A 21639-nucleotide genomic window follows, 5' to 3' on the forward strand; every position below is an offset into this window, starting at 1 on the left:
CCGATACATTCTCGATGAACAGCGTGAAGTGCGTACCATTCTCATCGTCGGTCGAGGAGGCGAACGGCCCGGTGCCACGCAGCGTCTCGTCGCCGATGACCAATTCGTCGCTGACCTTGTCATAGGCGAAATTGAGGGTGCCCGTATAAGGCAGGCTCACATTATTCAACGTGAAACCGGTGGTGGTGCCGTTGAAGCTGGCCGAATCGTCGTACGACAGCGTGAAGCTGCCCGTCGCGCTGTCGACTGGCGCGCCGAAGAAGGTAGCGGAAAAATCGAACGTCTTCACAACCGGACCGGCGACGGCCGGGGCGGTGGCAGCAAAAGCAGCGACGGCGAACAAAGCGAAACGAACATGCGACTTCATCTGAATTTCCCCAAACGACGAGGCGATGCCGCACTTCCGTACGATATTGCCCACAGATGCGCAGAATGGCGCTCCGATTCCGCCTATGCCGGATACGAAGAGTTAATCAACCGTAAAGGTTAGTTAATTCGACTTGTAACCAGCTTTTTCTAACCAGATCTGTAACCATCTATTCGAATCTGGATTAGGACCGAACCGAACATATAGGCCCCATAAAGGCGCCATAAAAATTTTTGTGCCCATCCGGCACGGCTAATGCCGCATAAACCTGATCTTTACGCCCTTGGGTTAGACCGATCCTTCAAGGGGGAAGTGTGCGCCGCTTGGCGCTGCTTCGGGAGCCGATCATGTCGTTCGTCGCATTGCAAACCGCACCCGCCGATTTCGGCGAGATGCTGGTCGCGCTTGCCGCTGCTGAGGGCAGCGCAAGCCATCCTTACACCCATAGCTATGAGCTCAACGCCGATCCGTTGGCGACACGCAATCTGGCCGATGTGCTCCATCTGCTCTCGATGCTGCATGGCCCTCAGCCCGGGCTGATCGAACTGGCGGGCGAGCGCAACGTGCTGCCGGAGGCGGCCGACTGGTTCCGCCAGGCCGCGGTCGGCTTCGCCGCCGAACGCCATTATCTGACCCAATTGATCGTCGCCGCCGGCCCCGCGCCGAGCACGGCGGGCGAGGCCGACACCGCCGCCGCGATCCTCGATCAGCGCCGCGCGATGCAAACGATCGTCTGCTCCGACCGCTTCGGCTGCGGCATCGGCGCGATCGTCGGCCTGATCCTCGACTGGCAGGCGATTCGCTCGGTGCTCGACACCGCCGCGACCCGCATCGGCATCCCCGTGCCCGCCAACGAACTGCCGGACGATGCGGCCACCGCGCACATTTTGGCCAACCTGCCGATCCATCCCCGGCTCGACCGCACGCTCAGCTTCGGCGCACGCCAGTTGCTGCTGCAGCATCGCGGCCTGTGGGACGTGCTCGAGGTGCGCAAGGAAGCGCGCGTCGAGCGCTAATAAGGCCCTACCTATAGCTCTCTGTGAAGCTCATTCTCGATGCGACGATCGGGGATGAGCCACAGCAACGCGATGCCGACATACAGGGCGACGGCGATCCACGGCACGAAGAAGGCCGTCACGACTCCCATTATGTAGCCGGCAAGGCTGATCTTGCCCTTGGTATCGTTGCCGACCGCGCGAGCGACGGGTGAATCGCGGCCGTTGACCGCGATGATCCGCGCCTGTGTCCAGAAATAGCCGATCGCGGTCATCCCGAAGATCACGCCATAGGCCGCTACCGGCATCGCGGCGAAATTGCTCTCGTCGAGCCAGCGGATGCACCACGGCGCGAGGCTCATCCAGAACAGCATGAACAGGTTCGCCCACAGCACGCTGCCGTCGATATGTTCGGTCGCCTGGAACATATGGTGATGGTTGTTCCAGTAGATGCCGACATTGATGAAGCTCAGCACGTAAGCGAGCAGGATCGGCGCCTCTGCGCGCAGTGAGGCCAGATCGGCATGATGGGGCACCGGCAGTCCAGCACGGTGATCGTGATGATGATCGCGATCACGCCATCGGTGAAAGCTTCCAGCCGATTGGATTGCATGCCCCGCTACCTCAATAGAGCAAATAAGGCTGTCGCTCCGCGCACCAGGCCTCTTCGTCGGGCCGGGCCAGCGCGTCGAGATCGCCGGGCACGGCCGCCGCGTCGTCGACCCACTCGCGCAAACCCGGGCCGCCGTTGATCACGTCGATCGGCAGCTTGCCGAATGCATATTCGTAGGGGAAGTCGCGCCAGAGTTCGTAATCCGGGTACAGGCCGCGGATCGCCTTGAAGGCGAGCGCCTGCAGCCGCCAGGGACGAAAGGCCTGATGGTCGTAAAAGCGGCCCTCGGCATGGATGTGGAGGCCTGAGCAGAGCCGATGGACATGCTTGTGGAAGGTCGGCTCGAACGTGATTTCGCGCAGCGCACACCCCTCAAGCCAGTCGGGCGCGAGCAGGCGCATTTCGGCCAGCACATCGCGCGCAACGATGTCGGGCGCGCCGAACAGTTCCAGCGGACGGGTCGTGCCTCGCCCTTCCGACAAGGTCGTGCCCTCCAGCATCACCGTGCCGGGATAAGCGCGCGCCATCCACAGATTGGGCGCATTGGGGCTGGGATTGACCCACACCCGTTCGCCGAGCGGCCAGCCATGACCCGGCGCGGCATCGGGATCATAGCCGGCCATCTCCACCACGCGATAGGCGACATCGAGCCGGCCGATGGCGATGAACCAACGGCCGAGTTCGCCCAAAGTCAGGCCGTGGCGCATCGGCATCGGCCCGGCGCCGACGAAGCTTTCCCAGCCCGCGCGCAGGGAGGTTCCTTCCACCGGCCGCCCCGCCGGATTGGGGCGGTCGAGCACCCACACTTCCTTGCCATGTTGGGCTGCGGCCTCGAGCACGTAGAGCAAGGTGGTGACGAAAGTGTAGATGCGGCAGCCAAGATCCTGCAGGTCGACCAGGATCACGTCGAACGTGCCCATCGCCTGGCCTGATGGCCGGCGCACTTCGCCATAGAGGCTGAAGACCGGGACGCCGTGGACGGGATCGGTGAAGTCGGGCGACTCCTCCATATTGTCCTGCTTGTCGCCGCGCAGGCCATGTTGCGGCCCGAACGCGGCGGTGACGTTTACGCCCGCCACGACGAGTGCGTCGAGCGAATGGACGAGATCGGCCGTGACCGAGGCCGGATGGGCGAGCAAGGCGACGCGCCGGCCCTTGAGCTGCGCGAGGAGTGAAGGGTCGGCGAGCAGCCGATCGATGCCGAAATCCATGACCTCAGCCTGCTGGCGGGAGTTCGGCCGCGAAGCAAGCGGCGTGATGGAAGTCGGGTGCGCCGGCGGGATGGGCGAGCGCCCAGAACGAGCGGTTGCCGTTCGTATCCTCGATGATCGCGGACAGGCCGAGCCAGCCGGTCACGTCCGGAGGCAGGCGCAAAGTTACGGAAAGCACCCCGCCCCCATCGTCGGTACGCCATTCGATCGATGGATCTGCGGTCGGCGCATCGCGCATTCCCGCACGGTGGCCGTCGAAGCGGTAGGCCGCCCATTGCGATGATGGCGAGAAATTATACTCGCAATAGCCCTGCTCCGCGCCGAGAAAGACTTCGAAGCAGGTGTGTTTCCAGAGGTCGTCGGTGCGGGCCGACGCTTGCGCCGGCGGGAAGGACACGCCCTCAAGGTCGCCAAAGATCGAATAGATCAGGGTCAGCAGATCGGGTGCCTCGCGCAGCATTTCGACTTCGATCCGCGTCACCGGTGATGGGCTATCGGGATGGGGACGGAGGAACATTTTCGGCACGCCTTCACCCTCGCATCTGCAGAAGACTATGCTAAGCGCCGCCCCACCATGATGGAATACCAGTCCGACCTTCTGCGCGTCCTCTCCGAACGCGGCTTCATCCACCAGGTCACCGACGCGGCCGCGCTCGACGCGCTAGCGTCGAAACAGGTGGTGCCGGCCTATATCGGTTTCGACGCGACCGCGCCGTCGTTGCATGTCGGTTCGATGGTGCAGATCATGATGCTGCGCCGCCTCCAGCAAGCCGGCCACAAGCCGATCGTGCTGATGGGCGGCGGCACCACCAAGGTCGGCGATCCGTCGGGCAAGGACGAGAGCCGCAAGCTGCTGACCGACGAGACGATCGTCGGCAATATCGCCTCGATCCGGCGCGTGTTCGAACGCTTCCTCAAATTCGGGGACGGCCCGACCGACGCGGTCCTGGTCGACAATGCCGAATGGCTCGATCAACTCGCCTACATCCCGTTCCTGCGCGATATGGGGCGGCATTTCACGATAAACCGCATGCTCGCCTTCGACAGCGTCAAGCTGCGGCTAGACCGCGAGCAGCCGCTGACCTTCCTCGAATTCAACTACATGATCCTCCAGGCCTATGACTTCCTGGAACTGTCGCGCCGTGCCGGCTGCCGCCTGCAGATGGGCGGCTCCGATCAGTGGGGCAATATCGTCAACGGGATCGAGCTCGCCCGCCGCGTCGACGGGACCGAGGTGTTCGGCCTGACCACGCCGCTCATCACGACCGCCGATGGCGCCAAGATGGGCAAGACCGCCGCCGGCGCGGTATGGCTCAATGACGAGCAATTGCCGGCCTACGATTATTGGCAATTCTGGCGAAACACGCACGACGCCGACGTCGGCAGATTCCTGCGTCTGTTCACCGATCTTCCGCTCGACGAGATCGCGCGGCTGGAATCGCTCGAAGGGGCCGAGATCAACCGCGCCAAGATCATCCTCGCGACCGAGGCGACCAAGCTCTGCCGCGGCGGCGAAGCCGCCGTCCAGGCGCAGGTCACCGCGCAGGAGGTGTTCGAACAGGGCCGTGCGGGCGAAGGCCTGCCGCGCCTCAAGGTAACAGACGGCCGGATCGCCCTCGTCACCGCGCTAACCGTGCTCGGCTTCGCCGCCTCCAACGGCGAGGCGCGCCGCAAGATCGCCGAGGGCGCGGTTCGCTTGAACGACCTGCCGATCAAGGACGAGAAATACGAGATCGAGCTCGATCCCGATGCGCCGGTAAAGATCAGCCTCGGCAAGAAGCGCCACGGCCTGCTCGAACGGGAATGATTGCGCCGTCGGGCGAAATCTCCGTTTCGGCTATTTCTGCCGGGGCCTCCCCATCCGCGCCCTCTTGAGTACCAAAAATCTTTGTTTACGCTGACTTTTTTCAGTGTGCTTAGGCGTGTCACGGTAAACGGGGTGGGGCATGCCGAATATCAACGCAGCACAGCTGCAGGAAGTGACGTATCTTACCGGCGTTGACGCCGATGGCGACATGGCCGCCAACAGCTATTGGACATGGGCTGCACAGCAGAACGCGTCCGATTACCCCTATCAGGCGAAGTGGGGCGACGGCACCGCCGGCGACGGCGCGACCGTACATGTCTATTTTGAAGGGTCGTCAAATTGGACACCCGTCGAGCAGCAGGCGCTGACGGCGGCGATGGACCTCTGGTCGGCGGTCGCCAACATCAAGTTCGAGGTCACCGCCGATATCGATGCCGCCGATGTCGGCGTCGTCCGCGGAGACGATGGCACCGCGACCGGCGGCATCGATTATCTCCTTCCTGGAACCCTAGGCACGCCGGATCTCGGCCAGGGAGCCAGGGGCACGGTGACGATCGATACGTCGGTCGACGGCTTCGGTCCGATCGACGGCTCGTTCGCCACCGAGGGCGGCTATGTCTGGATGACGATGATCCACGAATTCGGCCACATTTTGGGGCTCGGCCATGGCGGTGGATATGATGCATCCCAGGGCGACGCGACGCCGCAAAATGGCGGCTACGACGTGCGGGCCTGGACGATCATGTCCTATATCGACGCGGACGACCCCTCCTTCGCCGGCTCGGCGCTGCCGAACGGCGGCGTCTACTGGGGGTTCGGCGGCAACATCCTGACCGGCTTTTACGACGGCGTACCCACCACCTGGATGCCGCTCGACGTGGTCGCGGCGCAGCGCATCTATGGCGTCGCGACCGATTCACCGCTGTCCGGCGGCGGCCAGGTGTTCGGCTTCCACAGTAATATCGCGGGCGACATCCACCCCTTCTTCGACTTCACGATCAACACCAGGCCGGTGATCACGATCTGGGATGGCGGCGCCAACAACACGCTCGACGTTTCGGGTTTTTCGCAGAATGCGGACATATCGCTCGACCCCGGCAGCTTCAGCAGCGTCGGCGGCCTCGAGAACAACATCGCGATCGCGTTCGGCACGCGCATCGAAACCGCGATCGCGGGCGGTGGCAGCGACACGATCGCCGGAAACGATCTGAGCGATGTGCTGATGGGCGGCGCGGGCGCGGATTCGATCGTTGGCGGCGCAGGCAACGATCACATCTACGGCAATATGCTGACCAGCATCGCCGGCACGGTCGACGGCGCCGACTATATCGATGTCCGCAGCGGCACCAATTACGCCAACGGCAATGCCGGCAACGATACGATCGTCGGCGGCGATGGCTATAACCGCCTCTATGGCGGCCAGGGCGACGACCAGATCACCGCCGGCAACGGGCCGGATTCGGTCAACGGCAATCTCGGCGACGACGTCATCACCATCGGCAACGGCAACGACACCGTACGCGGCGGCCAGGGCGACGACGTGATCCATGTCGGCAGCGGCGGCGACCTGATGATGGGCGATCTTGGCAACGATCAGCTTTATGCCGGCACGGGTCATGACGTGATGACCGGCGGCGGTGGCGGCGATGTCTTCATATTCCATAGCGGCACGGCCACGACCGCGCACATCTATGACGAGATCACCGATTTCAGCGCGGCGAGCGGCGACGAGATTTCGCTGCCCTTCGCGGTCAGCAGCGTGCTGCACGATCCGGGGGTGAGTTTCGCGAGCGCGGCGCTGGCGGCGGACGCCGCTGCCACGCTGATCGGCGGACAGGCGGGCGTGGTGGCCGCGCTGCAGGTGGGCAACGACAGCTATCTGTTCTTCAATGCCGGCGGCGCGGCCAATGCGATCCACCTCGACAATGTCGGCGCGGCCAGCGTGGAATCGGATTATTTCGTGCTGTTCGGCTGAGGTCGAACCTGTCCGCCCGGGCTTTCGCTGCTAGAGGCGGATGGATGACGGACGACCTTCGCTACGAAAGCGTTCTTCCGAACGCGACCTACGCGCCCTGGCTGGCGGATGCGGACTTCCAGGCCGCGTTCGCGCAAATCCGGGACCACACGCTGGTCGATCATTTCCGCTGCTACGAATTGTGGCAGCTGGTCGAACAGGCGCTGCGCCTGCCCGGCGACATGATCGAGGTCGGCGTCTGGCGCGGAGGCACCGGATGCCTGATGGCCCGGCGCGCGCAATTGCTTGGATCGCCCGCCAAAATGGTCCTGTGCGACACCTTCGCCGGGGTCGTGAAAGCGGGCCGGAAGGACGGCGCCTATCGCGGCGGCGAGCATGCCGACACGTCACTCGAAACCGTGCGCGCGCTGGCCGGCGCCATGGGTCTTGCGAATATCGAGACGCTGACCGGCATCTTCCCGGAAGATACGGGTGACAAGGTTGCCGACCGCACCTTCTCGCTCTGTCATATCGACGTCGATGTCTATCAATCCGGCCTCGACGTGCTCGAATGGGTGTGGCCCCGCATGCCCGTCGGCGGCATCGTCATCTATGACGATTACGGGTTCGCGACCTGCGACGGCATCACGCGGCTGGTCAACGAGCGCTATGTCCACGACGGCGCGGTGACGTTGCACAACCTCAACGGCCATGCGGTGGTGATCAAGACGGCTGGCGCGAAGCCATTCTGGAAGCGCCTGCTGGGGCGCTGATTTCTATCTTTCGGGGCTGTCGGCGGTGAAGTCCGAGCAGCAGGGTTTCGTCACCGGCTTGAATTCCATCAGCTCGGCGCGCGTTCCGTCGGGATCGTAGAGATTGGCCTGCCATTTGCCGTCGAGACCCATGCTGGGGCCATCATGGCGCGGGCTCTGGCGGTTGCCGGAGATCAGGGTCGTCACCGCGACCTCCATGTTGGGCACACCGAGCGAGAAATGGTTGAGCACGCCCAGTTCGCGCGCATCGACCCGGTCTAGCGGCGTGGTCGAGCCATCGCCCACCATCATATATTCGAGCCAGTCATGCCCGTCGGGCACCTGCTGCGAAATCCAGTCGGTGCTGCCCGCTTTCATCGCGCCATGCCAGTAAGGCCGGAAGCCGAGCAGATCGCGATAGAATTTGTCCTCGGCCGCGCGGCTGCGGACCATATAGCCGACATGGATGATGCGGCCGCTGATCGCGCCGGGCTCGGCCCGCGCATCGGCGGAGGCGGGCTGGACGAACTGCACGCCATTGCCTTCCGGGTCCTGCGTCTCGAACCAGAGGCCGCCGTCGGCTGCCTTGCGGAGCGCCGAAACGCCGGGCTGGCCGTGCGCGATCAGATAGGTGCGCAAGCCCGCCGCGTCGGTCGTGTTCCAGGCGACATGCGCCAGCCGCGAAAGCCCCGGATTGGGGCCGAGCGGAAGCACTTCGACGAATTGCTGCGGGCTGAAATAATAACGCACACCATGCGCGTCCTCCGGATCGGGCGCCTTCCGCGCGCCGAGGATGCGGCCATAATAATCGTCCGAGGCGGTGACATCGGCGGTGTAGACCGCGATGTGCGAAATGCCGGTGATTGGTGGCCGGGCGGGCTCGGCCTGCGCAGCCGCAGCGGTCAGGGCACACGCCAGCGCGAGACCAAGGGTAAGCCGCATCATCCGAAATCCTCTCCGCTACGGCGGCGCGTCGTTGCGCACCGCTTTGCACGATCCTGCTGGATAGCGACGGTGCGGTAAAGCGGCCCGTGGTCGTAGACGCACAAAGGCCCGACGGCTCACGCCGCCGGGCCCCTGGAATTGAAGATTTAAGACTTAGAATTTGCCGGCGACGGAGACGCCGATGATGCGCGGATCGTTATAGACCGCTGCCATGTAATTCTCGATCACGCCCTTGAGGTTCTTTTCGTTGGTGATGTTGCGCGCGAACACCGACAGTTCGTACTTGCCGCCGTCGGCCGCGTAACCGGCCTTGAGACCGCCCTCGAAATTGCCGTTCGAGGTGAACTCCTTGGTCTTGTAGAGCACGAAGCTCGTATAACCCTGGACGTTCCAGTCGGTCGCCACGAACAGCTTGCCGCCGTTCGACAGCGGGACGTCATAGCGCGCCGCGAAGTTGAGATTATATTCCGGCGCGTTCGGCAGCGGATTGCCGTTGATCTGCGCGAAATAGGTCGTGCCCGTCCCGGTGCCGCGGACGATGAGCGGGTTCTCCACGGTACAGACCAGCACGCCGTTCAGGCTGCAGGCCTGCGCATAGACATTCTTGTCGTGGATCGCGCTGTGGAGGTAGCTCGCGCCCGCGGTCAGCGTCAGGTTGCGGACCGGACGCAGTTCGGCATCGCCTTCCAGACCGTAGGCCTTGGCCTTGTCCGCATTGAACAGCACGCCATTGCCGTTGCTGTCGTTGCCGTTGAGCTGGATGTCCTTGACCGTATAGGCGAAGGCAGTCGCATTCAGGCGCAGCTTGTTGTCCCACAGGCTGCTCTTGAAGCCGGCTTCGAACGACGTGTTCTTTTCCGAATTGGCGGTGGTGAAGTCGGCGTTGAACACCGCCGAACGGCCCTGGATGGTCGGGCCGCGGAAGCCGCGGGCGGCGCGGGCGTAGACGCTGACATTGGGGTCGATCTGGTAGAGCAGGCTCGCATCCCAGCTCGGCACCGTATCCGACAGGCGCACATAACGGCGGCCGGTATAGGTGACGACGCCGGCGGCGGTGTCGGCGGTCTTGAGCAGGCGCGTGCTCTTCGTATCCTTGGTCTCACGCACACCGCCGGTGACGGTCAGCTTGTCAGTGATCGCGTAGCTGAGCTGGCCGAAGATGCCCCACGACGTGTTGATGTCGTGCAGCCGCACCCAATTGTTGGGGTTGCGCGCCGCGGTCGTCAGGAAAACGCCGCGCTGATAGAAATCGGTGATGTCGCGGCTGTCGAAATAGATGCCGCCGACCTGCCACTTGAGGCGATCCTGGCCATTGCTGGCGAGGCGAAATTCCTGCGTCCACTGATCGAGATCGCGGATCTGGCCCTGCGATTCGCCAAAGCCGTTGGGAACGCCGTTGAACGGGAAGTTGGCGGCGGCGCCGCCGTCGGTATCGCCGCGGCTATAGCCCGACGTGGTTTCGTAGCCGGTGATCGAGGTCAGGGTCGCGAAGTCGAAATCGTAGGCGACGTGCGCGGACGCGCCATAGGTCTTGTAGGCCTGCGGATTGTTCTGCGCCTCGTCGTACGAAACCTGGTCGCGCGGGCCGACCGGCGTGTTCGAACCCTTGATGAGGTAGCCGCGCTCGAACAGGGTCGCGGTGCCGTCATAGTCGCGGGCGTGGCCCGAGAGCAGGACGGAAAGCTTGTCGGTCGGCGTCAGCAGCAATTGCAGGCGCACGTCCTTTTCGTTGAAGCCGCCCATCGCGTTCTTCTTCGGCGTGACGGTGCCGTCGGCACTGGCGCCGGTGAAGGTGTTGTCCACATAATCGTCGCGGTGCTGGTAGAGCGCCGAGATACGGAACGCGACCTTGTCCGCCACGATCGGGCCGCCGACGCCGCCGTCGAACGTGATCGTATTGAAGCTGCCGTAGGACGCCTGAGCCTGGCCCTGGAGCGTCTGGGTCGGGCGGTTCGTGTCGAACTTGATGATGCCGGCCGGGGTGTTGCGGCCGAACAGCGAGCCCTGCGGGCCGCGCAGCACTTCGATCTGGTTGACGTCGAACACCGGGTTCGACTTGAGCACGACATGCTCAAGCACGATGTCGTCCTGGATGATCGACACCGGCTGCGACGCGCCGAGATAGAAATCGATATTGCCGAGACCGCGAATGTAGAAGCGCGGGAAGATGCGGCCGGTGGTCGATTCGACGTAGAGGCTGGGCACGCGGCCCGAGAGCGTCAGCAGCGTATCGTCGCCGCCCGCCGTGAAATTGCGCTCATCGGCGCCGCCGATGACGCCGACCGAGACCGGCACCTTCTGCAGATTTTCCGAGCGACGCTCGGCCGTGACGGTAATTTCCTCGACGCCGCTGTCGGAAGCGGCGGCTTGCGCGGACGCTGCGGTCGCAGCAAAAATAGAACCCATGGCAACTCCAAGAAGAAGTGCCGAGCGAACCGTCACGATGTTTTTCACGATTATCCCTTTAGCTATTTTCATACCGAGATTTTGTTCTGAGCGCGCAGAAATACAGGGGCGCCGATGATACGACTTCCCTTGTTCGGCCCTGGCCAGCCATCAATCTCGATGACCGTTCGGCGGTATGGAGAGATTGTGTCGTGATCGTGACAAATATCGCTGTCGCGAACGCTCCCTGCTGCAATGCAGCGAGTGTGGCGCGGCGGCCACGCTCTGGATTGGGCTAGCTGGCCGGCGCCGCCAGAGCGCGCTCCGCCCGGCCGCCGGGGGTGACCATGCCGAAGCCTGGATTCAGGCGGATCAGGTTGATGATATAGGAGCGCGGGCGGCTCATCAGCCTGGCATCGCTGTCGTCCACCTTCATGCCGAGCGCGCGTGCGACATCGCCGACGAAGAAGACGCAATTGGCGCGATGCAGGTCGTAGGAGGGTTGGGGCCAAGTCTCCCACTTCTTCACGATCGCCAGCACTTGATCATATTGCTCGTCGCTCAGCACCAAAGAGAGATGGCTGTTGCTGCGGCGCACATAGGTCGGGTTTGCGGGTTCCATCTTGCCCGCAACCGGCCCGACCAGGAGTGCGGGCGTCACGGTCTTGGCGGTGAAGCCGTAATTGGTGTCGATCGGCTTGTCCGGCGCGGCATCGGTCGCGCCCGTTATCCGAACGAAGGCGTGCGGGAAATAGACGCCGAGCTCGCGCGAATAGAAGGTCATCGTGACCTTGGCCGAAGCCAAAGCAGGCCACAGCAGCAGCAAAATGAAGACCGCGATTTTCCCCCGCATACGTTCTTCCTAGCCGATCATCCCGAACGGATCAGCCCCACGGCCGCATCGCGCTCGAAAAGATAGAGCGCGGTGCGCGCCGCCTGGCCGCGTATCGCCTGCAGGCCGCCGTCGCGATCGACCAGCAGCCGCGCATCCTGGGTCGCGCTTTCGATCAGCTCGGCGGTCTGTTCGGGCGTGGCGAGGCGGAACGCGGCCTCGCCCGATTGCCGCGTGCCGAGGATTTCGCCCGCGCCGCGCAGCCGCAGATCCTCCTCCGCGATGCGGAAGCCGTCATTGGTTTCGCGCAGCAGCGCCAGCCTAGCACGCGCGGTTTCGCTCAAGCCGCCGGCTGTGCGCAGCAGCAGGCAGATCGAGCGTGCGTCGCCGCGCCCCACCCGGCCGCGCAACTGGTGGAGCTGGGCGAGACCGAAGCGGTCGGCATGTTCGACCACCATCAGGGTGGCGTTGGGCACATCGACGCCGACCTCGATCACCGTGGTCGCGACCAAGAGGCCGATATCGCCGCGCTGGAAGGCGGCCATGACGGCGTCCTTGTCCGGGCCCTTCATCCGGCCGTGGACCAGCCCGACCCGGTCGGCGAAGCGCAGCTTGAGCGCCGCCGCGCGATCCTCGGCGGCGGCGAGATCGCTGGTCTCGCTCTCCTCGACCAGAGGGCAGACCCAATAGGCCTGATGGCCGCTGGCGAGATGGCGTTCGAGACCGTCGACGACCTCGATCAGCCGGTCGTCGGAAATGACGCGCGTCTCGATCGGCTGGCGGCCGGGCGGCATTTCGTCGAGCCGGCTCGTATCCATCTCGCCATATTGGCTGAGCGTCAGCGTGCGCGGGATCGGGGTCGCGGTCATCGCCAGCAGATGCGGCGGCCGTTCGGCCTTCTGCGTGAGCAACATGCGTTGGGCGACACCGAAGCGATGCTGTTCGTCGACCACGGCAAGGCCAAGCCTTTTGTAGTTCACCGCCTCCTGGAAGATGGCGTGTGTGCCGATGAGGATATCGATCGATCCGTCGGCCAGCCCCATCAAGGTCGCCTCGCGCGCACGGCCTTTGTCGCGGCCGGTCAGGATCGCGATATTGACCGGCACGCCGCCCAGCATCCGCGACAGAGTCTCGTAATGCTGGCGCGCGAGGATTTCGGTCGGCGCCAGGAATGCGCCCTGCGTGCCCGCCTCGACCGCGATCAGCAGCGCCATCAGCGCGACCAGGGTCTTGCCCGCGCCGACATCGCCCTGGAGCAGGCGCAGCATCGGCGCGGATTGCGCCATGTCGCCCTCGATCTCGCCGACGGTGCGCGTTTGCGCGCCGGTCGGCTGGTAGGGCAATTTGAGTGCGTCGCGCAGCCGCCCGTCGCCTTGCAGCGGTGTGCCGCGCCGCGCCCGCGACGAAGCCCGCACCAGCATCAGGGCGAGCTGGTTGGCGAACACCTCGTCATAGGCCAGCCGCTCACGCGCCTTGGCGTCGGCGGGATCGGCATGAATCCGCGCGATCGCGTCCTTCCAGCTCGGCCAGCCATGCTTGGCGAGCAGGCTCGGCTCGATCCATTCGGGCAGATCGGGCACGCGCGCCAGCGCCTGGCCGACCATCGCGCCGAGACGCTTGTTGGTGAGCCCTTCGGACAAGGCATAGATCGCCTCGCGTGCGGGGAGTGCCTTGGCCTCTTCCGGCGTCATCACCTCGGGATGCACGATCTGCAGCCACTGATCGTAGCGGTCGAGCTTGCCCGATATGGTCTTGGGCTCGTCGAGCGGAAGCTGCTTCTTGGCCCAGCCCGACGAGCCGCCGAAGAAAACCAGACTGACGACATTGCCCGCCGCATCGCGCGCGACCACCCGCGCCGGCGCGCGGGCACTGCCCGACATGCGATATTCGGTCGGCGTCACCGCAATAGTGATGATCTGGCCGACATCGGCCTCGTCCAGCTCTGTCACCGCCTTGCGGTCGATCCAGCCGGTCGGAAGATGGAACAGCAAGTCGATCGCGCGCAACAATCCCAACCGCGACAGCGGCTTGGCAAGCGTAGGCCCGACGCCTTTCAGCGCCTCGACCTCGGCGAACAGTGGATTGAGAATGTCGGGCCGCATGACTAGATGAGGGAAGCAATAGCCCCCCTCACCGGCGCCGCAAAGCGGCAGCCGGCATTTCCTATTGGAGCGACATGGACCGCGACATCCGCCTCAAGCGCCTGCGCTTTCGCGCCTGGCACCGCGGCACCAAGGAAGCCGACCTGCTGATCGGCGGCTTCTTCGACGCGTTCGCCGCCGATTGGAGCGAGGAGGAACTCGCCTGGTACGAGGCTTTGATGGACGAGGAGGATGTCGAGATCATGGGCTGGGCGATCGGAACGATCCACGTTCCAACGCGCTGGCACGGGCCGCTGATGGAGCGGATGCAAGTGCTCGATTATATTCCAGTAGAGAAATAAGTGGCTGATCTTCAACGCATATTGAAAGCCGGCGAGGCTTTGACGCTGGCCGGCGCGCCAGCCGGTTTCCTGCCGTGGATGATGGCCGATCTGGCGCGCGCGGCCAAAGGTCGCGCCGTGTTCGTCGCGCCCGACGAAGCCGCGATGCGCGCGATGGCCGACACCGCGCATTATTTCGCGCCCGAGCTGGAGGTGATCACCTTCCCGGCGTGGGATTGCCTGCCCTACGATCGAGCTTCGCCATCATTGCGATCGACATCGGAGCGGCTCGCCGCGCTGCACGCGCTCCAGCAAAAGCGCGACAAGCCGCAATTGCTGGTCACCACCGTCAATGCGATCACCCAGCGCACGCTGACGCCGTTCCGGCTGCGCCAATTGTCGGCGACGCTCGCGCCGGGCGAGCGGATCGACCGCGACGCGCTCGCCGAACTGCTCCAGGCCAACGGCTATGTCCGCGCCGACACCGTGCACGAAGCGGGCGAATATGCGGTGCGCGGCGGGCTGGTCGATCTGTTCCCGGCGGGCGAATCGCTCGCGCTGCGGCTCGATTTCTTCGGCGACGAGATCGAAACCGTCCGCCAGTTCTCGGCCGAGGATCAGCGCACCACCGCCAGCATCGACGGCTTCACTTTGCTGCCCGCGTCCGAGGCTTTGCTCGATGCCGAGGGCATCAAGCGCTTCCGCTCGCGCTATCGCGAGAAGTTCGGCGCGACCGCGACTGGTGATCCGCTCTACCAGGCTTTGTCCGACGGTCGCCGCCTTGCCGGCATGGAGCATTGGCTGCCGCTGATCGAAGAGAAATTGGCGACTTTGTTCGACCATCTCTCGCCCGACGATCTGATCGTGCGCGACAGCGGCGCCGACGGCGCCGCCGACGCACGGTTCGATGCGATCACCGATTATTACGACAATCGCGTCCGCGCCCGCACCAACGATCCGGGCAGCTATCGCCCGCTCGAACCCGACACGCTCTATTTGACGCGCAAGGACTGGGAGGAAGCGGTCGCCGACCGGCCGATTCATCTAACCACACCTTATCACGAGCCCGAAAGCGCAAAGGTGATCGACTTCGGCGTCGATGGCCCGCGCGACTTCACGCCCGAGCGCACCCAGAACGCCAATGTCTATGAGGCGGTCGTCGCCCACATCCGCGATCTCGGCCGCAGCAAGCATAAGATCGTGCTGGCGAGCTACTCGATCGGCGCGCGCGAGCGATTGAAGGGCCTGCTCGCCGATCACGGCCTCGACGGCGCCATGCTCGCCGACGACTGGCATGACGCGCTCGGCAGCGCGTTCAAGCCCGGCACGACCGCGCTGACCGTGCTGCCGCTCGACCACGGCTTCACCACGCCCGAGATCGCGCTGCTGACCGAGCAGGACATGCTCGGCGACCGGCTGATCCGCCGCCAGAAGCGCCGCAAATCGGCCGATGCCTTCCTCGCCGAACTCGCCACGCTCTCGCCGGGCGACCTCGTGGTCCATGCCGATCACGGCATCGGCCGCTATGAGGGCCTGACCCAGATCCCGGTCAGCAAGGTCCCGCACGATTGCGTCGCTTTGTCCTATTCGGGCGGCGACAAACTCTATGTCCCGGTCGAGAATCTCGAAGTCCTGAGCCGCTACGGCAGCGAGGAAGGCGCGAGCCTCGACAAATTGGGCGGTGTCGCCTGGCAGACGCGCAAGGCGCGGATGAAGGAGCGGATCCGCGAGATTGCGGGCGAGCTGATCGCGACCGCCGCCTTGCGCGCGCTGCGTGCCGCCGACGTCGCGCAGACCGACACCAGCTATTCCGCCTTCGTCGATCGCTTCCCCTATGAGGAAACCGACGATCAGGATCGCGCGATCGGCGAGACGCTTGACGATCTGTCGGCGGGCAAGCCGATGGATCGGCTGGTGGTCGGCGATGTCGGCTTCGGCAAGACCGAGGTCGCGCTGCGTGCCGCCTTCGTCGCGGCGATGGCGGGGATGCAGGTCGCGGTGGTCTGCCCGACCACCCTGCTCGCGCGCCAGCATTTCACCAACTTCGTTGAACGGATGCGTGGCTTCCCGATCGAGGTCGGGCGCTTATCCCGTTTGGTTCCTGCGGCTGAGGCCAAACGAACCAAAGAGGGATTGACCGACGGCAAGATCGATATCGTCATCGGCACCCACGCGATCCTCGCCAAAGGCGTGGAATTCAAGCGGCTCGGCCTCGTCATCGTCGATGAGGAACAGCGTTTCGGCGTGACCCACAAGGAACGGCTCAAGGGGATGAAGACTGACGTCCACGTCCTCACCCTCACCGCGACGCCGATCCCGCGCACCTTGCAGATGGCGATGTCGGGCCTGCGCGAATTGTCGGTGATCCAGACGCCGCCAGTCGATCGCCTCGCGGTCCGCACCTATGTCGCACCGTGGGATCCGGTCGTGATCCGCGAAGCCCTGCTGCGCGAACATTATCGCGGCGGGCAGAGCTTCTTCGTCGTGCCCCGTCTCAAGGATCTGCCCGATATCGAGGAATTCCTGCGCAAGGACGTGCCCGAAATCCACTATGTCGTCGCGCACGGCCAGATGGCGGCGACCGAGGTCGAAGAGCGGATGTCGGCCTTTTACGACAAGAAGTTCGACGTGCTGCTTTCGACCACGATCGTCGAGAGCGGGCTCGATATCCCGAGCGCCAACACGCTGATCGTCCATCGCGCCGACCGCTTCGGCCTCGCCCAGCTCTATCAGCTGCGCGGGCGCGTCGGCCGCGCCAAAACGCGCGCTTACGCCTACCTCACCACCCCGCCCAACCGGCAAGTGTCGGAGACGGCGGAGAAGCGCCTCCACATCCTGCAGAATCTCGACACTCTGGGCGCGGGCTTCCAGCTCGCCTCCCACGATCTCGATATTCGCGGCGCGGGCAATCTGCTCGGCGACGAACAATCCGGCCATATCCGCGAAGTCGGCTTCGAACTCTACCAGTCGATGCTGGAAGACGCGATCCTCGAAGCCAAGGCGGGCGGCCTCGCCGAAGCCACGCGCAGCCGCGAATTCTCGCCCCAGATCAGCGTCGACGCGCCGATCATGATCCCCGAGGACTATGTGCCCGATCTCGATCTGCGCATGGGCCTCTATCGCCGCATGAACGAGCTCGACGACAAGGGCGGGATCGAAGCCTTCGCCGCCGAGATGATCGATCGCTTCGGCCCGCTGCCCGAGCCGACCGCCAACCTGCTGTCGATCATCGAAACCAAGCTCAACGCCAGGAAGGCCTGCGTCGCCAAACTCGATGTCGGCCCCAGGGGCGCGCTCGTCACCTTCTACCAGGATCATTTCCCCGATCTTCCGGGGCTGCTGGGCTATGTCGATCGCTTGAAGGGCACCGCCAAGTTGCGGCCCGACAGCAAGCTGGTGATTACGCGCAGCTGGCCCGATGCGGCGGCGCAGCTCCATGGCGCCTTGCAGCTATCCAAGGGACTGGCGAAGATCCTGTCATGACGCGGCGATGGCTCCTGGGTGTGGCGGCGGCGCTTATGGCGCTACCGGCGCTCGCCCGGCCGATGCAGTGGCCCGATCTGCTCAATCGGCCGCAGCCCAAGCCGGATGCGACGATCGCTTATGGCGCCGATCCTCTGCAGCATGTGGAACTATGGCTGCCCCAATCGCGTGGCCGGCACCCGGTCGTGCTGATGATCCATGGCGGCTGCTGGCAGACCGAGATCGCCAAGGCCGACATCATGAACTGGATCGCCGACGATCTGCGCAAGCGCGGGATCGCGGTGTGGAATGTGGAATATCGCGGCATCGATCGCCCCGGCGGCGGTTATCCCGGCACCTTCCGCGACACCGCGCAGGCGGCCGATGCTTTGGCCGCCAACGCGGCGAAATATAGGCTGAGGCTCGATCATGTCGTCGCGGTCGGCCATTCGGCGGGCGGCCATCTCGCGCTCTGGCTGGCGGCGCGCGGCGCCTTGCCCAAGACCAGCCCGCTCTACGCGCCGCACCCGCTCAAGCTCACGGCGGCGATCGGCCTCGGCGCGCTGCCCGATCTTGAGGCGGGGACGATTCCGCCCGGCAATACATGCGACAATGATCCCGTACCGCGCCTCGTCGGCACGCCCTCGCCCGCCCGGCGCGACGTCTATTACGACACGTCGCCCGCGCGCCTGCCCAATCCGAACATTCCGATCTTTCTGGTCAACGGCACGGTCGATCATATCGCCCCGCCCGATTTCGCCGCAGCCTATGCCGCCAAGCACAGGGTGCGCCGCATCACCATCGCCGACGAAGGCCATGTCGAGCTGATCACGCCGGATACGAAAGCCTGGGCGGAGACGGTCAAACTGATCGAGGATGCATTCCGCTAGACGGAGAGTTTTTCCAGCAGCGTCGCCACATGCGCCTCGACTATTGCCAGCGTCTCCGGACCGGTGTGGAGACCGATTTTCGTGCGACGCCACAAAACGTCCTCAGCAGTGTGCGCCCATTCGTGGGTGACGAGATAGTCGATCTCGCGGAGCGAAAGCCCACCGCCGAGATCCTCCAGCTCGGTCGCATCGCCCAGCACCATTGCGATACGCGTGCCATAAGCGCGCGCCATCCGCTCCGCATTGTCGGCGCTCAGGAACGGCCAGCGATCGCGCACCATCAGCAGGAAGGCCTCGAAATCGCCGCCCGGCAGATCGCCGCCAGGGAGCGGCACGTCGCCGGTCCAGCTCGGCCCCATTTCCGGCAGGAAGGGTTCGAGCATTTCGAGCGCATGTTCGGACAGGCGGCGATAGGTCGTGATCTTGCCGCCGAAGGCGGAGAGCAATTGCGGCCCCTCGCTCGTGCCGAGCTTCAGCACATAATCGCGCGTCACCGCCGCGGCGTCCTCGGCGCCATCGTCGAACAAGGGGCGCACACCCGAATAGCTGCGGACGATGTCCTTCTCGCCGATCGGTTTGGCGAAGTAGCGGTTGATCGAGCTGCACAGATAATCGATCTCGTCCTGATCGATCTTCGGCGCGGACGGATCGCCTTCGAACGGCTTGTCGGTGGTGCCGACGACGGTGAAGTCCCGCTCATAGGGGATAGCGAAGATGATCCGCTTGTCCTCGTTCTGGAGGATGTAGGCGTGCTCGCCTTCATACATGCGCGGCACGATGATGTGGCTGCCTTTGACGAGGCGCGGCGGCAATTCCGCATGCACGCCGGCGACGTCGCCGAGCACGCGCGAAACCCACGGCCCGGCGGTGTTGACGATCGCGCGCGCCGAAACAGCCGATCCGTCGTCAAGCGTCGCGATCCAGCGGTCGCCGTCACGCCTGGCCGCCTTGAAGCCGGTGTGGGTGCGGATCGTCGCGCCCTTCTCCGCCGCCGAAATCGCGTTGAGCGCGACCAGACGCGCATCGTCGACCCAGGCGTCCGAATAGATGAAGCCACGCTCGACAGGCTTAAGGCCCGCGCCCCACGGCGTGCCCTCCAGCTTGACCCCTTCGGATTTGGGCAGGCTCGTCTTGCCGCCGATATGATCGTAGAGGAACAGGCCGGTGCGGATCATCCAGGCCGGGCGCATATCGTCCACCAGCGGCATCACGAAACGCAGCGGCTTCACCAGATGCGGCGCGATGCCGAGGATCACCTCGCGCTCGGCCAGCGCCTCGCGCACGAGGCGGAATTCGTAATATTCGAGGTAGCGAAGCCCGCCATGGATCAGCTTGGTGCTGGCCGACGAGGTATGCGCGGCGAGATCGTCGCGCTCGACCAGCAGCACCGACAGCCCGCGGCCAGCCGCGTCGCGCGCGATGCCGCAGCCGTTCACGCCACCGCCGATGATCAGCAGATCGACTTCGCTCGCCTGGGTCATGACGCCGGGCCTCAGATCTTCGAACGGCTGCGGGCGAGCGCTTCCTGCCAGCCCACCTTGAGCGCCTTGCGCTGGCCCTTCTTCATCGCGGGCTCGAAGATGCGGTCCTCCTTCCACGCGGCGGCGACATCTTCCAATTTGTCCCACACGCCGACCGCGAGACCAGCGAGGAAGGCGGCACCGGCCACGGTCGTCTCGATATTGGCGGGACGCTCGACCTTGGCGCCGAGCATGTCGGCCAGGAACTGGCAGAACCAGTCGTTCGCCGCCATGCCGCCATCGACCCGGATCGTGCGCGCATTGCGGGCGCCGTCCGCCACCATCGCATCCACCAGATCGGCGGTCTGGTAGGCGACCGATTCCAGCGCCGCGCGGGCGATGTGCGCGCCGGTCGCGTCGAAGGTGAGGCCGGTGATCGTCGCTCGCGCATCCGGATCCCAATGCGGAGCGCCGAGGCCGACGAAGGCCGGCACCATGTAGACGCCATGATTGTCGTCGAGCTGGGCGGCGAGATCGTTGGTGTCCGACGCGCGGTGGATCAGGCCGAGCCCGTCGCGCAGCCACTTCACCGCCGCGCCGGCGACGAAGATCGAGCCTTCGAGCGCATAGGTCGTCTTGCCGCCGATCGAATACGCGATCGTGGTGAGCAGTCCGTTCTTGGATGTCACCGCTTCGCTGCCCGTGTTGAGCAGCATGAAACAGCCGGTACCGTAGGTGGATTTGGCGTCGCCGGGATTGAAGCAGGCCTGGCCGACGACGGCAGCCTGCTGGTCGCCCGCCATGCCGCCGATCGGCACGGATTTGCCGAGCAAGCCCTTCTCGGTCTCGCCGAAGATGGTGCTGTTATCCTTCACCTCGGGCAGCAGGCTCTCGGGAATGTCGAGCATCTTGAGCAGATCGGCGTCCCATTGGCCCTTGTGGATGTCGTAGAGCAAGGTGCGGGAGGCGTTGGAGGCGTCGGTCGCGTGGACCTTGCCGCCGGTCAGCCGCCACAAAAGGAAGCTGTCGATCGTGCCGAAGGCGAGCTCGCCCTTGTCGGCGCGTTTGCGCGCGCCCTTCACATTGTCGAGCAGCCATTTGAGCTTGGTGCCCGAGAAATAGGGATCGAGCAGCAGGCCCGTTTTCTTGCGGACCATCTTCTCATAGCCCTGCTTCTTCAGCTCCGCGCAGAGCTTCGCGGTGCGGCGGTCTTGCCAGACGATCGCCTTGTGGATCGCCTCGCCGGTCGCGCGATCCCACACCACCACCGTCTCGCGCTGGTTGGTGATGCCGATCGCCTGGACCGCGCCCTTGTCCTCCTCGGCGACCTGGCGGAGCGTGGCCTGGGTATCCCGCCAGATATCCTCGACGTCATGTTCCACCCAGCCGGGCTGCGGATAATGCTGCGTGAATTCCTGCCGGGCGACCTTGCGCGGCCGGCCCTGCGTATCGAAGCTCATCGAACGGGTCGACGTCGTCCCCTGATCGATCGCGAGCAAGATCTTCTCGGCCATGTCAGCCTCCTCTCAATTCGGTCCGACGGC

Annotated in this window: 16 protein-coding genes and 1 pseudogene; 7 read left to right on the forward strand and 10 right to left on the reverse strand. The window is 64.7% G+C overall.

What is annotated here, in order from left to right; all coding sequences use genetic code 11:
• A partial coding sequence (locus VK533_RS15160; protein ID WP_324379138.1) for a hypothetical protein occupies positions 1 to 367 on the reverse strand: 367 nt, incomplete at its 3' end.
• 347 nt (positions 368 to 714) lie between these two features.
• Here VK533_RS15160 and VK533_RS15165 point away from each other — a divergent pair.
• Complete coding sequence (locus VK533_RS15165; protein ID WP_324379140.1) at positions 715 to 1383, forward strand: DUF6975 family protein; 669 nt, start codon at positions 715 to 717, stop codon at positions 1381 to 1383.
• Between the two features lie 11 nt (positions 1384 to 1394).
• Here VK533_RS15165 and VK533_RS15170 read toward each other — a convergent pair.
• The 3 genes and pseudogenes from VK533_RS15170 to VK533_RS15180 form a co-directional block, all read right to left on the reverse strand.
• A pseudogene (locus VK533_RS15170) lies at positions 1395 to 1975 on the reverse strand (TMEM175 family protein).
• Positions 1976 to 1986: 11 nt separating this feature from the next.
• Complete coding sequence (locus VK533_RS15175) at positions 1987 to 3186, reverse strand: DUF1343 domain-containing protein (RefSeq protein WP_324379144.1); 1200 nt, start codon at positions 3184 to 3186, stop codon at positions 1987 to 1989.
• A 4-nt stretch (positions 3187 to 3190) separates the two neighbouring features.
• Positions 3191 to 3703, reverse strand: coding sequence for a DOMON-like domain-containing protein (locus tag VK533_RS15180; RefSeq protein WP_324379146.1), 513 nt, complete (start codon positions 3701 to 3703; stop codon positions 3191 to 3193).
• 57 nt (positions 3704 to 3760) lie between these two features.
• Between VK533_RS15180 and tyrS the strand changes: the two genes are divergently transcribed.
• The 3 genes from tyrS (at position 3761) to VK533_RS15195 (ending at position 7720) form a co-directional block, all read left to right on the forward strand.
• A complete protein-coding gene (gene tyrS, locus VK533_RS15185) occupies positions 3761 to 4993 on the forward strand; it encodes a tyrosine--tRNA ligase (RefSeq protein ID WP_324379148.1) in 1233 nt (410 codons plus the stop codon).
• 139 nt (positions 4994 to 5132) lie between these two features.
• Positions 5133 to 6968 carry a M10 family metallopeptidase C-terminal domain-containing protein gene (locus VK533_RS15190; protein WP_324379150.1) on the forward strand — a complete coding sequence of 612 codons (1836 nt, stop codon included), beginning with the start codon at positions 5133 to 5135 and terminating at the stop codon, positions 6966 to 6968.
• Positions 6969 to 7012: 44 nt separating this feature from the next.
• Positions 7013 to 7720 (forward strand): TylF/MycF/NovP-related O-methyltransferase, encoded by a 708-nt coding sequence (locus tag VK533_RS15195; RefSeq protein WP_324379152.1) that lies wholly within the window; start codon positions 7013 to 7015, stop codon positions 7718 to 7720.
• A gap of 3 nt (positions 7721 to 7723) precedes the next feature.
• Here VK533_RS15195 and VK533_RS15200 read toward each other — a convergent pair whose 3' ends face one another.
• The 4 genes from VK533_RS15200 to recG all read right to left on the reverse strand — a co-directional run bounded on the left by VK533_RS15200 (position 7724) and on the right by recG (position 13963).
• Positions 7724 to 8644 carry a VOC family protein gene (locus VK533_RS15200; RefSeq protein WP_324379154.1) on the reverse strand — a complete coding sequence of 307 codons (921 nt, stop codon included), beginning with the start codon at positions 8642 to 8644 and terminating at the stop codon, positions 7724 to 7726.
• 153 nt (positions 8645 to 8797) lie between these two features.
• Positions 8798 to 11050 (reverse strand): TonB-dependent receptor, encoded by a 2253-nt coding sequence (locus VK533_RS15205; protein WP_324379156.1) that lies wholly within the window; start codon positions 11048 to 11050, stop codon positions 8798 to 8800.
• Positions 11051 to 11324: 274 nt separating this feature from the next.
• On the reverse strand, positions 11325 to 11882 hold the full coding sequence (locus VK533_RS15210) for a hypothetical protein (RefSeq protein ID WP_324379158.1): 558 nt from the start codon (positions 11880 to 11882) through the stop codon (positions 11325 to 11327).
• Positions 11883 to 11899: 17 nt separating this feature from the next.
• Positions 11900 to 13963 carry an ATP-dependent DNA helicase RecG gene (gene recG, locus VK533_RS15215; protein WP_324379160.1) on the reverse strand — a complete coding sequence of 688 codons (2064 nt, stop codon included), beginning with the start codon at positions 13961 to 13963 and terminating at the stop codon, positions 11900 to 11902.
• Positions 13964 to 14037: 74 nt separating this feature from the next.
• Between recG and VK533_RS15220 the strand changes: the two genes are divergently transcribed.
• Genes VK533_RS15220 through VK533_RS15230 form a run of 3 tightly spaced genes read left to right on the forward strand, consistent with a single transcriptional unit; the run spans position 14038 to position 18635 of the window.
• Entirely contained in the window at positions 14038 to 14304 is a 267-nt protein-coding gene (locus VK533_RS15220; protein WP_324379162.1) for a succinate dehydrogenase assembly factor 2, read from the forward strand.
• Positions 14305 to 17766 (forward strand): transcription-repair coupling factor, encoded by a 3462-nt coding sequence (gene mfd, locus VK533_RS15225; RefSeq protein WP_324379164.1) that lies wholly within the window; start codon positions 14305 to 14307, stop codon positions 17764 to 17766.
• Positions 17763 to 18635 carry an alpha/beta hydrolase gene (locus VK533_RS15230; protein ID WP_324379166.1) on the forward strand — a complete coding sequence of 291 codons (873 nt, stop codon included), beginning with the start codon at positions 17763 to 17765 and terminating at the stop codon, positions 18633 to 18635. The genes mfd and VK533_RS15230 overlap by 4 nt, the downstream gene beginning before the upstream one ends.
• On the opposite strand, the gene glpD is transcribed toward VK533_RS15230, so the two are convergent.
• Together glpD and glpK are read right to left on the reverse strand one after the other, a co-directional pair.
• On the reverse strand, positions 18632 to 20116 hold the full coding sequence (gene glpD, locus VK533_RS15235) for a glycerol-3-phosphate dehydrogenase (RefSeq protein ID WP_324379168.1): 1485 nt from the start codon (positions 20114 to 20116) through the stop codon (positions 18632 to 18634). The genes VK533_RS15230 and glpD overlap by 4 nt on opposite strands.
• An 11-nt stretch (positions 20117 to 20127) precedes the next feature.
• Positions 20128 to 21609, reverse strand: coding sequence for a glycerol kinase GlpK (gene glpK / locus VK533_RS15240; RefSeq protein ID WP_324379170.1), 1482 nt, complete (start codon positions 21607 to 21609; stop codon positions 20128 to 20130).
• Positions 21610 to 21639: the final 30 nt, after the last annotated feature.

The organism is Sphingomonas sp. (assembly GCF_035317925.1).
In the GTDB taxonomy this organism is placed as follows: domain Bacteria; phylum Pseudomonadota; class Alphaproteobacteria; order Sphingomonadales; family Sphingomonadaceae; genus Sphingomonas_I.